The sequence below is a fragment of the Burkholderia sp. Bp9099 genome (assembly GCF_003857805.1).
GTDB lineage: Bacteria > Pseudomonadota > Gammaproteobacteria > Burkholderiales > Burkholderiaceae > Burkholderia.
In genome coordinates this window covers 117,250-133,216 of the sequence record NZ_QTPU01000013.1, presented here as the reverse complement: position 1 = coordinate 133,216, position 15,967 = coordinate 117,250, and the positions used below count along the sequence as shown (strand labels likewise).

Here is a 15,967-nt window from a genome sequence, read left to right as displayed (position 1 = left end):
CGGGCGTCGTATCGACGACCGGCAAGGGCGGCTTCGGCCGCCCTTTTTCGTCTCTGCTTAGATGGCGGTCAGCCGTGCAGGAAGCGGCGCAGTGCGTCGTGGCTGATGCGCCGCGCGGCCGTCGATACACGCGCGTCGGGCACGATGTCGAAGCCGTGCACGCCGCCCGGGAAGACGTGCAGCTCGGTGGGCACGCCGGCCCGGATGAGCCGCTGCGCGTAGCCGATGTTCTCGTCGACGAACAGGTCGACCGTGCCGACGGCGATGAACGCCGGCGGCAGCCCGTCGAGCCGTTCCGCGCGGGCGGCCGCCGCGTATGGCGACACGCCGTCGAGGCCCGGCGCGTGGCCGAGCAGTGACGTCCACGCGAACCGGTTGTTGGCCGCGTGCCAGACGAATTCGCCGGCATGCGGATGCGGTGCGCGCACGCAGGTGCGGTCGTCGAGCATCGGATACATCAGGTGCTGGAACGCCAGCGGGTATTCGCCGCGATCGCGCGCCAGCAGCGCCAGCGCGGCCGCGAGCCCGCCGCCCGCGCTTTCACCCATCACGCCGATGCGTGCCGGATCGATGCCGAGCGCGTCCGCGTGGTGGAAGGTCCAGGCGAGTGTCGCGTAGCAGTCGTCGATCGCGCCGGGAAACGGCGTTTCGGGCGCGAGGCGGTAGTCGAGCGACACCAGCGCGCACCCCAGCGTCTTCACCAGGGGGCGATGCACGGCTTCGAGATCTTTCGCGGCCCCGCGCACATAGCCGCCGCCGTGCATGTGCACGATCGCCGGCAGCGGGCGCGTTGCGTCGTCGGGCAGGTATACGCGCACCGGCACGTCCGGCGAGCCGCCGGAGCCCGGCACGCGCCGATGCTGGAGCGTGTTGCCGACCGTGTCGATCGGCGGCAGCGGCAGGACGCGGTCGCGATGCCGGGCGAGGTTGTCGGCGGTGAGCGTGACGGTCGGCCAGACGTCCAGCCAGGGGCGGATGTCGGGATCGACGAGATGACGTGTGTCCAAGGTGCGACTCCGTGAGGAAAACGGCGCAACGCGCGCGCGACCGGGGAACCGATGATGGCGGTGTCACAGCACGCTGCGTGCGACGACCCAGCGATGCACTTCGGTCGGGCCTTCGAAGATGCGCATCAGCCGCGCTTCGTTCGCCATCTGATGCAGCGGCAACTCCTTCGTCATGCCCATCGCGCCGAGCGTCTGCATCGCATGATCGATGACGCCCGACGCCATCTCCGTCGCGAACACCTTGACCATCGAGATCTGCGTGCGCGCATCCTGTCCGGCATCCACCCGCGCGGCCGCTTCATAGGTCATCAGGCGGCACGCGTGGATCTGCGTCAGCGCGTCGGCGACCCACCACTGGACCGCCTGGCGCTCGGCCAGCGGCACGCCGAAGGTCTTGCGCTGTTTCGCATGGTCGCACAGCAGCGCGACCGCGCGCTCGGCGCGGCCGATGCACCAAGCGGCCATCTCCAGCCGACGGTTCGACAGGCGCGCCTGCATCGGCGCGAAACCGGCGCCTTCGCGGCCGAGCAGCTGCGTGGCGGGAATGCGGCAATCCTCCAGCACGATTTCATAGGTCGACAGCCCGCCGATCATCGGAATGCGGCGTTCGATGACGAACCCCGGCGTGTCGCGCTCGACAATGAATGCCGACATGCCGCCGCGCTTGCCCTTGCTTCGGTCGGTCAGCGCCATCACGATCGTCCAGTCGGCTTCGCGCGCGTGGCTGATCCAGATCTTCCGGCCGTTCAGCACCCACGTGTCGCCGTCGCGCTCGGCCGTCGTCGACAGCGCGCCCGGGTCCGAGCCGGCGCCAGGCTCGGAAATCGCCATCGCGGAACGCGTGATGCCGCGCGCGTACGGTTCGAGGTAGCGCGCGCGCTGTGCGTCGTCGGCCGCGTCGCACAGCATCCGCAGGTTCGGTGAGTCGGGCGGCAGGATGTACGGCGTCACGGTCATGCCGATCGCTTCGTTCACACCGACCATCGCGACGGCCGGCAGGTCCGAGCCGCCGGCATCGGCGGGCGCGTCGAGACCCCACAGACCGAGTTGCCGCGAGCGCTCGTCGAGCTGCGCGCGTTCGTCGGCGAGCAGCGCGAAGCGCTGGCCGTCGGCCTCGCGCGCCATCACGGCCGCTTCGAGCGGCATCAGCTCGTCTTTCACGAAGCGTGCGACGAGATCCTTGATCATCCGGTGGTCGAGATCGAGTTCGAAATTCATGGGTGTGTCGATGAAGGAGTGAAGGGCAGGGTGCGCGCTCAGATCGCGCGCGCAGGGGACGCCGCCCGGGCGCGCAGCGTGCCGAAGAGCGCCAGGCAGCCGGCCGCGAGCAACGCGGCGTTGAAATAGAGGCCGCCGCGCATCGAGCCGCTGGCGGTGTTCAGCACGCCCATCAGGAACGGGCTCGCGAATCCGCCGATCGCGCCGGACATCGTGATCGCCGCGATCGCGATGGCCATCGAGCGCTTCGGCAGCACGAGCCCGGGCAGCACCCAGAACGCGGGCAGCGCCGCGGCATGCGCGGCGACCGCGACGCAGAGCGCGATCGTCAGGTTCGCGGCGCCGTCGACGCGCGCCAGCACGACGAGCGCCGCCGCGCACGCGAGCATCGCGGCCACGCCGTGTTCGCGCCACGCCTGCCGGCGTTCGGTGCGCCAGCCCATGCCGAGCAAGCCGATGACGCCGCACAGGTAGGGCAGCGCGGACAGCACGCCGATCTGCATCGCGCCGTGCAGGCCACCGCGGTGCAGGATCACCGGCATCCAGAATACGAGCGCGTAGCCGGCCGCCGCGATCGAGAAATTGGCCGCGCACAGCAGCCAGAAGTCGCGAAGCGCGAGCAACGGCCGTGTCGACGCCACGCCGTTGCCAACGTCGGCATCGGCCTGCGCGTGCGCATCGCGCAGCGCGGCCTTGTCGGCGTCCGACAGCCAGCGCGCGTCTTCCGGCCGGTCGTCGAGGAAGCGCAGCGCGACGAAGCCGAGCGCGCTGCTCGGCAGCCCTTCGACGACGAACAGCCATTGCCAGCCGCTCAGGCCGGCGACGCCGTCGAAGACCGTGAGAATCACGCCCGACACGGGGCCGGCGATCAGCCCCGCCAGATACAGCGCGCTCATGAAGAGGGCGAACGCCTTCGCACGCTGCTTCGGCGGATACCACGCGCCGAGATGGAACAGGATGCCGGGGAAGAAGCCGGCCTCGAACACGCCGAGCAGGAACCGGCACACGTAGAACTGCGCAGGCGTCGCGACGAACATCGTCGCGGCCGAGCCGAGCCCCCACAGCACCATGATCCGCGCGATGGTCCGGCGCGCGCCGATCCGCGCGAGCAGCGCGTTGCTCGGAATCTCGAACGCCATGTAACCGATGAAGAAGATGCCCGCACCGAGCCCGTAGACGGCGTCGGAGAAGCGCAGCTCGGCGGCCATCTGCGCGTGCGCGAAGCCGATGTTGATGCGGTCGATGAACGACAGCGTGTAGCAGAGAATCAGGAACGGCAGCAGGCGCCGCGAGATCCGGCGGTAGAGCGCCGGCATCGCGTCGTCGCGTACGCCGGCCGGGGTGGACAGGGTCGAGGTCATGGGCACTCCGTCAGAAGCGGTGAGTGATGCCGAGCGCCAGCACCTGCTCGGTGCCGCCCGGTTGCGGTTGCAAGCCGGCGACGACGGTGTTGCGCGCGCGGCCGCCGTTCTTCATGTACAGGTAGCGGGCATAGAGCGAGGTCCGCTTCGATAGCGGATGGTCGTAGCCGAGGCCGAACGCGGTCGCGTCGTTTGCCGAGCCCTTCACGTCCCGGCGCACGGCCGACACCAGCAGGCGGTCGAGCGCGCCGACGTCGACCGTCGCGCCGACGCCCGCCGTCGAGAACGCGGGCGAGCCGGGCGCCGTGCTGGCGCCGTGGAGGAACGCGCCGTACAGCTTGACCCGCGCGAACGCGTAGTTGGCGGCGAATACGTAGTGGCGGGTGGTCGTCGGCTGGACGACGGGTGCGAGGTTGCCGGCCGACATGTCGTCCTGGAAGCCGGCGCCGACGTAGAGGCCGCCGATCCGGTACTGGAGCCCCGCGCCGTAGTTGCGGCCGGCCTGCGTGGACAGTGCGTTCGGCGTCGGAAAGCCGTAGGTGGCCATCACGCGCAGGCCGTTCCAGTCTGGGCCGAGATACGACGCCGCCTGGTTGAAGCGCGGAATCGGCGGCGTCGTGGCGGTCGTGATCGAGTCCGTCGACGTCGCGAGCAGCGCGAGCGGCGACATGCGTTCGTTCAGGCCGAACGGGTCGCCCTCGTACACGATGTAGAACGACGGCGTGTATTGCCGGCCGAGCCGCAGGTCGCCGTAGCGCGTGTCCTGCAGCGCCACGTACGCCTGCCGGTAGAACAGCGTGCCGCCCTGGAGCGAACCGTCGGCCGGCAAGAAGCCGCTTTCCAGCACGAATTTCGTCGAGGTGCCGCCGCCGAGATCCTCGACGCCCGTCAGACCGACGCGGCTCGTCGACCCGCCGCCGCCGCTCTGCCGGAAGCTCGACCGGCTGCCGATCCGATCGAATTCGACGTAGCTGTCGACGATTCCGTACAGTGTCACCGACGACGCGTGCGCATGCGGCGTGCACAGCACGCAGGCGCCGATCAGGAGTGCTTTACATTGCATGAATGTGTGTCTCCGTTCCATGTTTGTTATGCGCCGCGCCCGCGTGCGGGGCGGCGATCGACGGCGCGCGGCGGACGGGGCCGCGCGCCGCCGGGCTCAGCGTCCCTTGAACACCGGCTTGCGCTTCTCGAGAAACGCGAGGGCGCCTTCGACCCGGTCCTCGCTTGTATAGACGTCGGGACCGACGTCGAGCCGCAGCGCCGCGGCAACCGGCAGGCCCCAGCTGCGGGTCGCCGTTTCCTTGATGCGCCGGATCGTGAGCGGCGCGTTCGCGGCGATCGCCTGCGCCAGTTCGCGCACGGTATCGTCGAGCGCGGCGCCGGGGACGACCCGGCTTAGCAACCCGACGCGCAGCGCTTCTTCGGCGTCGAAGCGGCGGCCCGTGAACAGGAGCTCCATCGCGACCGCGCGCGGCAGGATGCGCGGCAGCAGCACGCTTGCGAAGTTCGCGCCCATGCCGACTCGCGCTTCGGGCAGCGCGAAATACGCGTGATCGGCGGCGATCCGCAGGTCGCACGCGAGCGCGATTTCGAAGCCGCCGCCGACCGCGTAGCCGTTGATGGCAGCGATGGTCGGCTTGCGCAGTTCGAGGATCAGTTCGTGCACGTTGCGTTCAAGTCCGCGCATCGGCCGCATGCCGCGCATCTCGGGATCGCCGAGATCGATGCCCGCGCTGAAGGCCCGCTCGCCCGCGCCGCGGATCACGATCGCGCGCACCGCGGGGTTGTCGTCGAGCGTGACGAGCTCGTCGCACAGGCGCCGGATCGCGTCGGCGGACAGTGCATTGGCGACATGCGGGCGATGAATCGTCAGCCACGCGATGCTGTCGTCGTCGCTGCGCAGGATCGACGGGGCGTCGTCGCCGGTCAGGGAGGAGAACGTGCGCGGCGTGGTCATGACGCGCTCCCGGTGGTGGCGCGCTCGTCGTGAACGACGCCGGCCCTGCGCAGCGCGTCGCGGCGGGCCGCGTCGAGGCCGAGCGCGTCGAGCACCGCGTCGGTGTCGGCCGCGAACGGCCGCGGCGGCCGGCGGATCGAGCCGGGCGTGCGCGACAGCCTGGCCGGGATGCCCGCGCCGGTGTAGGTGTCGTTCTTGACGAACATCGCGTTGCGGACCGCTTGCGGATGGCCGAACCCGTCGGCGATGGTGTTGACCGGTCCCGTCGCGACGCCGGCGCGCATCAGCCGGTCGACGACCTCGTCGGCGGGCAGCTCGGCGGTCAGCTGCCCGATCAGCGAGTCGAGCGCGTCGCGGTGCGCGACGCGCTCCGCGTTGGTCGCGAAGCGCGGATCGCGCGCGAGCTCGGGCACGCCGAGCGCTTCGACCAGCTTCGCGAACGTGCGGTTGTTGCCCGCGCCCGTCGCCACCGGCTTGTCTTTGCAAGGATAGACGCCGTACGGCGCGATCGCGGCGTAGACGTTCCCCGTCGCGACGGGCACGTCGCCCGTCGCCATCCAGGTCGTGCTGAGCGGATGCAGCATCGACAGCGCGGTGCTGAACAGGTCGATGTCGACGTGCTGCCCGAGCCCGGAGCGCGTGCGTTCCACCAGCGCGAGCAGGATGCTCGACACGGCGCTCAGCCCGGCCGCGTAGTCGACGACCGGAAACGGTACCTTCAGCGGCATGCCGCCCGGCTCGCCGTTGATCGACATGAAGCCGGCGAGCCCTTGCGCGACGGCGTCGTAGCCCGGAAACCGCGCGAGCGGGCCGTCGGTGCCGTAGCCGGAGATCGAGCAATGGACGAGGCGCGGAAAGCGTTCGCGCAGGCAATCGGCGTAACCGATGCCCCAGCGTTCGAGCGTGCCCTGCTTGAAGTTGTCGACCAGCACGTCGGCCGTCTCGAGCAGGCGGAACAGCACGTCGCGGCCGTCGGGATGCGACAGGTCGAGCGCGAGGTTGCGCTTGTTGCGGTTGAGCCCCCAGTAGTAACTGGAGAGGCCGCTCGGCATCGCGGGCCCCCAGTCGCGTGTTTCGTCGCCTTGCGGCGGTTCGATCTTGATGACGTCCGCGCCGTGGTCGGCGAGCGTCTGCGTGCAGAACGGGCCCGCGTAGACGCGGCTCAGGTCCACTACGCGCACGCCCGCGAGCGCGCCTTCGTTGCTGATGATCATGACGATGTTTCCTTCGATGGTCGGCGATGCTGGCGTTCGCCTGCTGGGTGCCGGGCGAAGCGCCGCGGGTTCAGTCGCGCGCGGCGAACAGCGCTTCGACGGCCGCGCGGTGTTCCGGCGTTGCATGGGCGAACGCCTGGTACGACGCGGACAGGTCGAGCAGCGTATCGAGGCTTGCGTGCCGGCCTTCGCGCAGCAGCCGCTTGGTCAGGCGCAGTGCGGTGCCCGGATGGCGCGCGATGCGCGCGGCGAGCGCGTGCGCGTCGGCCAGCAGTTCGCCGTCGGGGACGACGCGCGACACCAGCCCGTGGCGCAGCGCCGTTTGCGCGTCCACTGCGTCGCCCGTGAACGACATCTCGGCGGCGACGGCCGCGCCGACGATCTGCGGCAGGAACCACGCGCCGCCGTCGCCCGGCACGAGGCCGAGCGCGATGAAGCTTTCCGCGAAGCGCGCGCTGTCGGCGGCGATGCGGATGTCGCACATGCAAGCAAGGTCGGTACCGGCGCCGATGGCCGGGCCGTTGATCGCCGCGATGGCCGGCACTTCGAGCTGCTGGAACGCGTGCGCGAGGCGCTGGATGCCGCGGCGATAGCGGGTGCGGATCGCCGCGAGGTCATGCAGGCCCGACTCGGCGAGCGCACGCATCGCCTTCACGTTGCCGCCCGACGAAAACACGGCGCCGGCGCCGGTCAGGACCAGCACGCGAATCGACTCGTCGCGGTTCGCTTCGTCGCAGCACGCGACCAGTGCATCGATCGCATCGGTATCCGAAATGGCGTTGCGCGTTTCGGGGCGGTTCATCGTGACGGTCAGGATCGGTCCCTGCCGTTCACGGATCAGAAAGGCTGACATGGCGTCTCCGTATGTTCTGTACCGCGGGGCTTCACGCCGCGGGCCGAAGCCTAGTATCGTCACGACGGTTGGCGGCGGGAAATTCCGTTCCACATATGTGGAAGGGGCCGCCGTGACGGGCGCGGAGGGGCGGGATGAACGGAAACGTGGTCAAGAGCGCGGCGCGGGTGTTCGAGGTACTGGAGCTGTTCAGCGAACTGCAGCGGCCGCTGAGCGTGCGCGAGATCGCCACGCGCTGCCGCTATCCCGGGTCGAGCGCGGCGGCGTTGCTGACCAGCATGAAGATGCTCGGCTACCTGTCGTATGACGAACGGACGCACGCGTATGCGCCGACGGCGCGGCTCGTCAATCTCGGCGAAGCGCTCGTCGATTCGGCGGCAGGCAGCCGGCGGTACTGGCACGCCGTGGCGAAACGGCTGGCGGCCGGCACGCGGGAGGCCGTCGTGATCGCGGTGCAGAGCGACCTGTACGTGCAGTACATCGACGCCGTCGCGGGCGCGCACCGGATTCCGGTCCAGTTCTATGCGCCGATCGGCACGCGTCGCGAGATCTGCATGTCGGGGCTCGGCTGGGCGCTGCTGAGCCGGCAGCCGGACAGCACGATTCGCCGGCTCGTGGCGCGCAGCATCCGGCGCATCGGAAGGTCGGGCAGGACGATCGACGAGGACGTCGTGCTGGACAAGGTCGAAGAGACGCGCCGGCTCGGCTATTCGTATTCGGCGCATACGGTGACGCAAGGCGCGGCGATGATCTCGATGGTGATCGCCGACGGCTGGAACGGCATGCCGCTCGCGATCGGCGTCGCCGGGCCGGTCGAGCGGATCGAAGAACATCGCGGCGCGATCGTGCTCGCGATGCGCGAGGCGCTGGCCGAGCGCATGGACGAAGCGGTCGGCTAGTCGCGCGGTCGCTTGTGCGGCGACCCGTCCGCCTGCGGCGGTCTCCGCCGGCATCGGGCGGACGGCGGCGGGTGGTCATCCGGTGTCGACGCGAACCTCGCGTATCGGCCGTCTTGCCGTCGGCGCCGCGCACGTTCGCATAAAATCGGAGCGCCGTTTCGTTTCGCCCCTGTCCGGTTGCATTTCCGCGAGGTCGCCATGTCATTGAACGCGCCGCTTTCCGGCGTCCACATCGTCGAATTCGAAGGCCTCGGCCCCGGCCCGCTCGCGGGCTGGATGCTCGCCGGGATGGGCGCGCGCATCACGCTGATCGCGCGTCCGGCCGGCCGCACCAGCGCACCGGACGCGCTGCAGGGCCGCGACGGCGACCTGCTGCGCGAAGGCAAGACGATCGTCGAACTCGATCTGAAGACGCCGGCGGGCCGCGACGCGGCGCTCGCGCTGATCGCGCAGGCCGACGCGCTGATCGAGGGCCTGCGTCCCGGCGTGATGGAACGCCTCGGCCTCGGGCCCGACGATTGCGCGCGCCACAACCCGAAGCTCGTGTATGGACGCATGACGGGCTGGGGCCAGGACGGACCGCTCGCGACGGCCGCCGGGCACGACCTGAACTACGTCGCGCTGACGGGGCTGCTGTCGCTGTCGGCACCGCGCGACGGCCGGCCCGGCGTGCCGCCGACCGTCGTCGGCGATGCGGGCGGCGCGCTCGGGCTCGCGTTCGGGATCGTCTGCGCGCTGTTCGACGTGCGCGGCGGCGGCCCCGGGCGCGTGGTCGACGGCGCGATCGTCGACATCGTGTCGATGCTCGGCTCGCTCGCGTTGTGGGCACGCGCGAACGGGCAGCTCGATGGCGCGCAGCCGAGCCTCTTCCACGATGCGCCGTTCTACGACGTGTATCGCTGCGAGGACGGCGAATGCGTGACGATCGGCGCGCTCGAGCCGCCGTTCTATGCGTTGCTGGTCGAGCGGCTCGGTTTGAGCGATGTCGATCCGGCGTCGCAGTACGATCGCGCGCGCTGGCCGGCGCTGAAGGTGCGTTTCGCGGAGGTGTTCGCACAGCAGCCGTCCGCGCACTGGCGCGCGCTGCTCGAAGGGACGGACGCATGCTTTGCGCCGGTGCTGAGCGTGGCCGACGCGCTGGAGCATCCGCACAATGCGGCGCGCGGGATCTATCGTACCGATGCGAGCGGCAACGTTCGGGCGCGCGTGGCGCCACGTTTTCTGCCGTTGACGGGCGATGAAGCTTAAGCGCATCCCAAGTCGGATATATCTCGGATAATGCCGACCGCATCGAGGTATTGAGACAGAAAAAAATAATCCTCTTGTCGGTAGGAGTTTCGAATTCGTCTGATTGTTTTTCCTTTCTCGATCACGCAAATTTTTGCGTCGAACAATCCTTATCCATTCGTCGAGAAAGGACATCCAGATGAAGAACGAGCAGAGCGCGCCGACTTATCTTTTCGCCACCATCGGAGCGCTCACTGAGCGCGGTGGTCGTGTGACCCAAGCTAGCAGCGGCCTTGCTGTCGCTGGGCTTGCTGTTGCCCGGGTTGGCGATGTCGTCACGTACGAGGATGGCAGTGAGGCAGTCATTACCGACGGTGCGGGCAATTATGCGGTTTGCCGAGAAAGGCCATTTGCACTGGTAGGTAGCCGATTGAGCAATGGCGATCGTATCGTCGAAACACTTCAGCGGTTATGGGGCATTCATGTTCCGGCGGGTGAGACGGTCGAAGGCTTGTTCGATGCGGCTTATGTGCCTTCGCCTGAGCCGCCGCGCCACCGGCTCGCGGTGCGAGGCGCAACGACTGCGCGAGGTGGCGTGCTGCGCAACGCTACCGGTGCCTGGAACACCGGTGTCCGGCTTGGCAAGGCTGGTATCGTGGGTAATCAGGTCCACTATGCGGACGGTTCTACCGCGCGAATCGTAAGCGGTCTTGCCCTGGCGGATAACCGTGACTTCGAGCCGCTGGCTTTTGTCGGAAGCGAACTCGATAACGGCGACATCATTACGGACAGCCCGGAGCGCGAGGGTCTCGTATCCGCCTTTACCTTCACGCTGGTGAAGCGTTCGACTACGGCACGCCCAGGAGACGTCGCGTGATCCGCTATTTCCTTGCGAGGGGCGATCAGGGTGGCAGTGCGAGCATTACGGAAGGATTGGAGCACGTCACGTGTTCCAATCCGCCGCCACGCGTGCATATCGCGACGCTCTACATGAAAACGTACTGCGCAGCCTGCAAGCAGGAAGGATTTATTGCGCCGGCAGGTCCACGCTGGCCGGGTACCGGGCCGAATGGCAAGCCTTGGGCGTTGAGCGGTGACATCAACGTCTGTGGTTGCAATCCGCCGCCCGTTTTTTATGCGGAGCGCGGCATGAGCATGTCTTTTACGGCAGAGGAAGCGGCGACTCTTGTTACTCCACACGCTCGCACACATAGTCGGGCGCACGTGGACGTAGATGACGATCTCGAGTGCTACTTCGAAATCCGTGATGCGATGACCGATACCCCTGTCGAGGGAATGATCTACAGGCTCTCGAGTGACGAGCAATCCCTTGTCTGCGACGCGGCGCTAACGGAAGGGGAAACTCGCGCTTTCTCGGTGAAGGCGCATCCGAATCTCATCTTCGTGGCATGGCGCGAGGGTGACGTACGATGAGAGGCATGATTGATGGGAACGTGCGATTACTTGCCGCGATTGCGTATGGGGAGGCGTCCACGGCGAACGATTCGCAGGAAATCGGAGGGATTGCGTTTGCCGTCGCAAATCGGTGCCGAGCGTGGGGAGGAAAAATGGTGTCGGAACTGCGTGCGGCGGACCCGAATTACTCGTATGCATGGGATGGCTCCAACGCAAGATTCAACAAATTGATGCGCACGCCTGACAGCGAAATTGCGTTGAATCCTGGCATGGCGCTGGCTGTTGACTGGGCTCAAAAAGCATTGGCCAACGAGCGGCCGGACCCCTCGAATGGGGCATTTTGGTGGGACGGCCTGGACTTCAAAACCAATTACGGAAACCATCCCAAGGTTCGTGATGGCTTCAAATGGGGTTCGCAATCGGACAACATTTTTGGCGTGCCGGAGAAGCGGCGCGAGGTCATCGTTCGATGGAAAATCCGCAATAAAAGGACCGGGAAGATCGTCGATGGGGGTGAGCGCGGGCGTTACGATTCGGTGTGGGTTTCGACAGCCGCGCACGGGGATACGGTATTTTGGAAGCACAATCCCGACTATCTGAAGGCGAGCGGAGGAAAAGCATACCGATGAAACCCGCAATGACCTTGGCGGCGATCCTGGTTGCCTTCGCAAGGAGCGCTCATGGCGCTACGATCTACGACAGCTATGACGAGTTCTATGCGGCCCAATCGAGTGCATTGTTTGGCAGTCCAGTCCAGCAACGCGCAAGCCTTCTATATTCCGATCGCGGCAATGGAGGCGTATACCAGAATTTTCAAATCGACTTGGACGGGAAGACGGTACACGTCACAGTAGCGGAGCGCCAGATATCGATTGGCGGCAGGATCTATCGCTTTTCGAACGCAACGACTTTCCCCGGTGAACATCCGGTGGATATCTACCCCGGAAGCGCGAGCATATTTTTTACTGGAGCCGCGGACCATCGTCCGTCGGCTCTCTGTGTGGAGGGAAACAGCAGCGGGTCTGGTGAATCTGGCCGCCATCGCCAAATCTACTTGCTGACCAACCCGTTCGAGTTTAGAAAAAGCGCGGCATTTCTTCATTTGCCGAGTCTGCTTTCGTCCTGTCGGGCCGTATTGGCAACAAAGGCCGGATTGCTTGCATTTCCGAAGAACAGCTATCTGTTCGATGATGCACAAGAGACCCGTCTCGGCCTATTAATTTCGTACTACACGTTTGAAAAGCGGCGCTTTGTTCCGGCCCTGAACGAAGTGCGGCTTCGATTTACGCGTCCCGAGATTCCATTTCAATTTTCGGTTCAGGGCGAGCAATAAGACAGCCGAACGATTCGCCGACGAATCTGCCTTACGCCGTTTCCTCCCGCGCATCCGGCATCTTGCCGTCGCCGACGCGGTTGATCGTGCCTTGCGCGATTGCGACGAGCCGTTCGTGATCGCCGTCGATGACGAACACATGACACTGGCAGGTCGCCTGGTGCCGGCCCGCGTAGACGACCTTCGCGCGCGCAACGAGCGTGCCGTTCACGGCCGGCCGCAGGTAGTTGATCTTGTATTCGGCGGTGATGACGCGCGGTCCGAGCACCAGCGCGCCGGCGAACGTCAGCGCGTTGTCGGCGAGATAGCCGATCACGCCGCCGTGCACGAAGCCGTGCTGCTGCCGCAGTTCTTCCCGCACGGGCAGGCACAGCGACACTTCGTTGTCGCCGATATGCATCAGCTCCGTGCCCAGCAGCATGCTGAACGGTTGCGCGCGCAATGCGCCGCGCGCGTGGTCCGTGATGTCCGTCATCGACTTCCCCAATGCGTGTCCGCTTGCGCTGAACTCTAGGAAGGGGGCCGCGGATAAGCAAGGAAATTCGTCCGCATTTCGCGCAGATGCCGGCGCGATGCGACGTGATGATTGCGTCGAACGCGCGCGTTGTCCTCGTTTGCCGGCGATTCGACGGGAATGGCGGGCACTGGCCGGGCGCCTCTCGCCGGATGTTCCTAAAGTCCGACGAAGAAATGCCGCTAATGCCGGGGCATTGCTTCATCGTCGGCTCTCCAGGAATCTCCCCCATGTTCGGAAAAATCAAGCTCGCGTCGGGTCTGCTCGGCGTGTTGACCGTGTTTTGCCTCTTTCTGTTCGCGATCGAGGCGCTCGGCTTCTGGGCGCTCGCGTCGACGCGCAGTGGCGTCGACGATCTGTCGAACGTCGCGATCGCGCAGGTCGACGCGGCCAGCCAGGCGACCGAGCGCCTGCTCGACGCCCGCGTGAACCTGTCGCGCGCCGGCACGCGGATGGTGCGCGGCGGCCCGAAGCCCGACGAGATCATCCGTCATGCCAGCGCTTCGCTCGGCGAAGCGGACAAGGCGTTCGCCGCGCTGACGGCCGCACAGGCCGTCGACGCGACGAACCGCGCGCGCGTCGCCGCGCTCGCCGAGCGCTATCGCGCGCTGCGCGGCGCGCTGGGCGAACTCGTGCAGTTCCTCGATGCCGACAACATCCAGGCGTTCCTCGACCAGCCGACCCAAGGCTTCCAGGACGCGTACCTCGCCGAACTGCACCGCTTCGCCGACTACGGCGGCGCGTCGAGCCGCGACGCGCTCGCCACGATCGACAGCGGGATGCAGTGGTTCAAGTGGGTCGGCATCGTGCTGCTCGTGGCGATGCTCGCGGCGAGCGCGGCCATTTACGCGGCCGCGCGGCGCGCGGTGGTCGCGCCGCTGGATGAAGCCGGCCGCCATTTCGAGCGGATCGCGCAGGGCCGGCTCGACGAAGCCGTGCGGGCGGGTGGCGTGTTCGAGATCGACCGGATGCTGCGCGGCCTCGCCGCGATGCAGGCGAGCATCGCGGACACCGTGCGCACCGTGCGTCACGCGTCCGACGCGATCCACCTCGGCGCGGGCGAGATCGCCGGCGGCAACGCGGACCTGTCCGCGCGCACGGGCACGCAGGCTGCGTCGCTCGAGGAAACCGCCGCGAGCATGGAGGAACTGACCGCGACCGTGCGCCAGAACACCGACAGCGCACGGGCGGCCAGCGCGCTGGCCGACGCGGCGCTCGACGCGACGCGCCACGGCGGCGGCGTGGTCGACAGCGTGATCGACCGGATGCGCGGCATCGCCCAGAGCTCCGGGCGGATCGCGGAGATCATTTCGGTGATCGACGGCATCGCCTTCCAGACCAACATCCTCGCGCTGAACGCGGCGGTCGAAGCCGCGCGGGCCGGCGAGCAGGGCCGCGGCTTCGCGGTGGTCGCGGGCGAAGTGCGCTCGCTCGCGCAGCGCAGCGCGCAATCGGCGAAGGAGATCAAGGCGCTGATCGAGGAGTCGGTCGCGCAGATCGACGGCGGCTCGGAACTCGTCGAACGGGCCGGCGACGCGATGCGGACGGTTTCGGCGTCGATCACGCGGGTCGTGCAGACGATGTCGGAGATCACGGCCGCGTCGGTCGAGCAGACCGTCGGCATCGAGCAGGTCAACCAGGCCGTCACGCAGATGGACCAGCTGACGCAGCAGAACGCGGCACTGGTGGAGGAAGTCGCGGCGGCGGCCGCGTCGCTGAACGACCAGACCGCGCACCTGATGCAGGCGGTGTCGGTGTTCGAACTGGGCGACGCGCGCGCGGCTCGCGGGGTTCGCGACGAGCGCGGGTCGCCGTCGCCGGCCGACGCCGGTTACGAAACGGCGGGCAGCGCCGCGTAAGCGGTCGCGAGGTGGTAGGGCGTCGTCGACGGCATGTCGGCGCGCGACACCTGCCCGTCGGCCGTCTTGCACTCGAACCAGCCGCGCGGATGCAGGAAGCGCGCGGCGAAGCGCTCGATCTGCCGCGCGAGCGGCGCGGACGCCGGCGTGCCGCCGTGCGTCGCGAGCGCGCGCAGGTATTCGGTCTGCGCCCAGATCCGCTGCGTGCCGTCGAGGCATGCGCCTCGTGCGTCGACCGCCGCGCACACGGCGCCCGTCTGCGGATCGACCCCGTGCTGCTCGGCGAACGCGAACGCGCGCGCGAGTGCGCCGGGCAGCCCGGTTTGCGCGAGGCGCGCGCCTGCCGCGTCGACCAGATAGAACCACTCGAACTGATGGCCGGGCTCGAAGCGGTTGTCGGCCGCCCCGAGCGGCAGCTCGGCGACGCAGCCGGTCGCGGTATCGACGAACGTGCGTTCGACGGCCTGCGCGGTGCGCGCGAGCGCATCGTCGAACGCCGCGTCGCCGAACGCATCGGCGGCCGCGAGCCACGCTTCGGTCAGGTGCATCAGCGGGTTTTGCAGCGCGCCGCTGCCCGACGACGAGAAATCGGCGTGACGCGCGGCGTCGAGCAGCGCGTCGCCCGGCTGCGGCGCGAAGCGGTCCTGGATCAGCGCGGCGGTGTCCTCGGCGGCCGCGCGTGCCGCGGCGTCGCCCGACGCCGCATGCCACGCGGCACACGCGAACACGACGAACGCGTGCGTATAGAGGTCCTTGGTCGTGTCGAGCGGCGCGCCTTGCGCGTCGACGCTGTAGAACCAGCCGCCGTGGCGCGGGTCGCGGAAGCGGCCGCACAGCGAATCGAACAGCGTGGCCGCGTGCGCGATGTTGCCGGCCTGCGCGAACACGAACAGCTGCCGCGCGCAGGCCATGGCGCGATAACGGGTGACGGGCAGCGGTGCATGGCTGGCCGGGTCGACGGCCTCGAACGGTAGCCGCAGCGTGTGGTCGAACCCTGAACCCTGCCAGATCGGCAAGACGACGTGCGCGAAATGACGGCGCAGCTGGGCGGCCTGGGCGGAAGCGGAGTCGGAAACGGACATGACGGGGTTATGCGCTTGGATCGA

Annotated in this window: 16 protein-coding genes; 7 read left to right on the top strand and 9 right to left on the bottom strand. The window is 67.9% G+C overall.

Annotated elements, in window-relative coordinates; all coding sequences use genetic code 11:
* Positions 1–68 precede the first annotated feature (68 nt).
* From DIE17_RS16965 to DIE17_RS16935, 7 genes are all read right to left on the bottom strand, one after another.
* Positions 69–1,007: an alpha/beta hydrolase gene (locus DIE17_RS16965; RefSeq protein ID WP_124486061.1), complete on the bottom strand. Its 939-nt coding sequence runs from the start codon at positions 1,005–1,007 to the stop codon at positions 69–71.
* A 63-nt stretch (positions 1,008–1,070) separates the two neighbouring features.
* On the bottom strand, positions 1,071–2,225 hold the full coding sequence (locus tag DIE17_RS16960) for an acyl-CoA dehydrogenase family protein (RefSeq protein ID WP_124486062.1): 1,155 nt from the start codon (positions 2,223–2,225) through the stop codon (positions 1,071–1,073).
* Positions 2,226–2,263: 38 nt separating this feature from the next.
* Positions 2,264–3,586, bottom strand: coding sequence for an MFS transporter (locus DIE17_RS16955; RefSeq protein WP_124529158.1), 1,323 nt, complete (start codon positions 3,584–3,586; stop codon positions 2,264–2,266).
* A gap of 10 nt (positions 3,587–3,596) precedes the next feature.
* Positions 3,597–4,649, bottom strand: a complete 1,053-nt coding sequence (locus DIE17_RS16950; protein ID WP_124486064.1) for a porin — start codon at positions 4,647–4,649, stop codon at positions 3,597–3,599.
* A gap of 96 nt (positions 4,650–4,745) precedes the next feature.
* Positions 4,746–5,546, bottom strand: a complete 801-nt coding sequence (locus tag DIE17_RS16945; RefSeq protein ID WP_124921171.1) for an enoyl-CoA hydratase/isomerase family protein — start codon at positions 5,544–5,546, stop codon at positions 4,746–4,748.
* A complete protein-coding gene (locus tag DIE17_RS16940) occupies positions 5,543–6,760 on the bottom strand; it encodes a CaiB/BaiF CoA-transferase family protein (RefSeq protein ID WP_124921170.1) in 1,218 nt (405 codons plus the stop codon). Before DIE17_RS16940 ends, DIE17_RS16945 begins: the two co-directional genes overlap by 4 nt.
* A 70-nt stretch (positions 6,761–6,830) precedes the next feature.
* Complete coding sequence (locus tag DIE17_RS16935; RefSeq protein WP_124921169.1) at positions 6,831–7,613, bottom strand: crotonase/enoyl-CoA hydratase family protein; 783 nt, start codon at positions 7,611–7,613, stop codon at positions 6,831–6,833.
* A gap of 134 nt (positions 7,614–7,747) precedes the next feature.
* Here DIE17_RS16935 and DIE17_RS16930 point away from each other — a divergent pair, with 134 nt between their 5' ends.
* The 6 genes from DIE17_RS16930 (at position 7,748) to DIE17_RS16905 (ending at position 12,488) form a co-directional block, all read left to right on the top strand.
* Positions 7,748–8,512 carry an IclR family transcriptional regulator gene (locus DIE17_RS16930; RefSeq protein WP_124921168.1) on the top strand — a complete coding sequence of 255 codons (765 nt, stop codon included), beginning with the start codon at positions 7,748–7,750 and terminating at the stop codon, positions 8,510–8,512.
* A 198-nt stretch (positions 8,513–8,710) separates the two neighbouring features.
* Positions 8,711–9,760 (top strand): CaiB/BaiF CoA-transferase family protein, encoded by a 1,050-nt coding sequence (locus tag DIE17_RS16925; RefSeq protein WP_124921167.1) that lies wholly within the window; start codon positions 8,711–8,713, stop codon positions 9,758–9,760.
* 178 nt (positions 9,761–9,938) lie between these two features.
* Positions 9,939–10,616, top strand: coding sequence for a PAAR domain-containing protein (locus DIE17_RS16920; RefSeq protein ID WP_124486070.1), 678 nt, complete (start codon positions 9,939–9,941; stop codon positions 10,614–10,616).
* Positions 10,613–11,173 carry a hypothetical protein gene (locus DIE17_RS16915; RefSeq protein WP_124921166.1) on the top strand — a complete coding sequence of 187 codons (561 nt, stop codon included), beginning with the start codon at positions 10,613–10,615 and terminating at the stop codon, positions 11,171–11,173. Before DIE17_RS16920 ends, DIE17_RS16915 begins: the two co-directional genes overlap by 4 nt.
* Before the next feature lie 5 nt (positions 11,174–11,178).
* Positions 11,179–11,784, top strand: a complete 606-nt coding sequence (locus DIE17_RS16910) for a hypothetical protein (RefSeq protein WP_260439251.1) — start codon at positions 11,179–11,181, stop codon at positions 11,782–11,784.
* Positions 11,781–12,488, top strand: a complete 708-nt coding sequence (locus DIE17_RS16905; protein WP_124921164.1) for a hypothetical protein — start codon at positions 11,781–11,783, stop codon at positions 12,486–12,488. Before DIE17_RS16910 ends, DIE17_RS16905 begins: the two co-directional genes overlap by 4 nt.
* Before the next feature lie 31 nt (positions 12,489–12,519).
* Here the strand turns inward: DIE17_RS16905 and DIE17_RS16900 are convergent, their stop codons facing one another.
* Complete coding sequence (locus DIE17_RS16900; protein ID WP_044845017.1) at positions 12,520–12,963, bottom strand: PaaI family thioesterase; 444 nt, start codon at positions 12,961–12,963, stop codon at positions 12,520–12,522.
* A gap of 269 nt (positions 12,964–13,232) precedes the next feature.
* On the opposite strand from DIE17_RS16900, the gene DIE17_RS16895 reads away from it, so the two are divergent.
* Positions 13,233–14,861, top strand: coding sequence for a methyl-accepting chemotaxis protein (locus DIE17_RS16895; protein ID WP_124921163.1), 1,629 nt, complete (start codon positions 13,233–13,235; stop codon positions 14,859–14,861).
* On the opposite strand, the gene DIE17_RS16890 is transcribed toward DIE17_RS16895, so the two are convergent.
* Positions 14,834–15,943 (bottom strand): AGE family epimerase/isomerase, encoded by a 1,110-nt coding sequence (locus tag DIE17_RS16890; RefSeq protein ID WP_124666327.1) that lies wholly within the window; start codon positions 15,941–15,943, stop codon positions 14,834–14,836. The two genes, DIE17_RS16895 and DIE17_RS16890, sit on opposite strands and share 28 nt — an antisense overlap.
* Positions 15,944–15,967: the final 24 nt, after the last annotated feature.

Bases quoted from the DNA above. Each gene is read 5' to 3' on its own strand.
- DIE17_RS16955 (WP_124529158.1), bottom strand. From the start codon at position 3,586: ATGACCTCGACCCTGTCCACCCCGGCCGGCGTACGCGACGACGCGATG.
- DIE17_RS16940 (WP_124921170.1), bottom strand. From the start codon at position 6,760: ATGATCATCAGCAACGAAGGCGCGCTCGCGGGCGTGCGCGTAGTGGAC.
- DIE17_RS16930 (WP_124921168.1), top strand. From the start codon at position 7,748: ATGAACGGAAACGTGGTCAAGAGCGCGGCGCGGGTGTTCGAGGTACTG.
- DIE17_RS16895 (WP_124921163.1), top strand. From the start codon at position 13,233: ATGTTCGGAAAAATCAAGCTCGCGTCGGGTCTGCTCGGCGTGTTGACC.
- DIE17_RS16905 (WP_124921164.1), top strand. From the start codon at position 11,781: ATGAAACCCGCAATGACCTTGGCGGCGATCCTGGTTGCCTTCGCAAGG.
- DIE17_RS16920 (WP_124486070.1), top strand. From the start codon at position 9,939: ATGAAGAACGAGCAGAGCGCGCCGACTTATCTTTTCGCCACCATCGGA.
- DIE17_RS16935 (WP_124921169.1), bottom strand. From the start codon at position 7,613: ATGTCAGCCTTTCTGATCCGTGAACGGCAGGGACCGATCCTGACCGTC.
- DIE17_RS16950 (WP_124486064.1), bottom strand. From the start codon at position 4,649: ATGCAATGTAAAGCACTCCTGATCGGCGCCTGCGTGCTGTGCACGCCG.
- DIE17_RS16945 (WP_124921171.1), bottom strand. From the start codon at position 5,546: ATGACCACGCCGCGCACGTTCTCCTCCCTGACCGGCGACGACGCCCCG.
- DIE17_RS16910 (WP_260439251.1), top strand. From the start codon at position 11,179: ATGATTGATGGGAACGTGCGATTACTTGCCGCGATTGCGTATGGGGAG.
- DIE17_RS16900 (WP_044845017.1), bottom strand. From the start codon at position 12,963: ATGACGGACATCACGGACCACGCGCGCGGCGCATTGCGCGCGCAACCG.
- DIE17_RS16890 (WP_124666327.1), bottom strand. From the start codon at position 15,943: ATGTCCGTTTCCGACTCCGCTTCCGCCCAGGCCGCCCAGCTGCGCCGT.
- DIE17_RS16925 (WP_124921167.1), top strand. From the start codon at position 8,711: ATGTCATTGAACGCGCCGCTTTCCGGCGTCCACATCGTCGAATTCGAA.
- DIE17_RS16960 (WP_124486062.1), bottom strand. From the start codon at position 2,225: ATGAATTTCGAACTCGATCTCGACCACCGGATGATCAAGGATCTCGTC.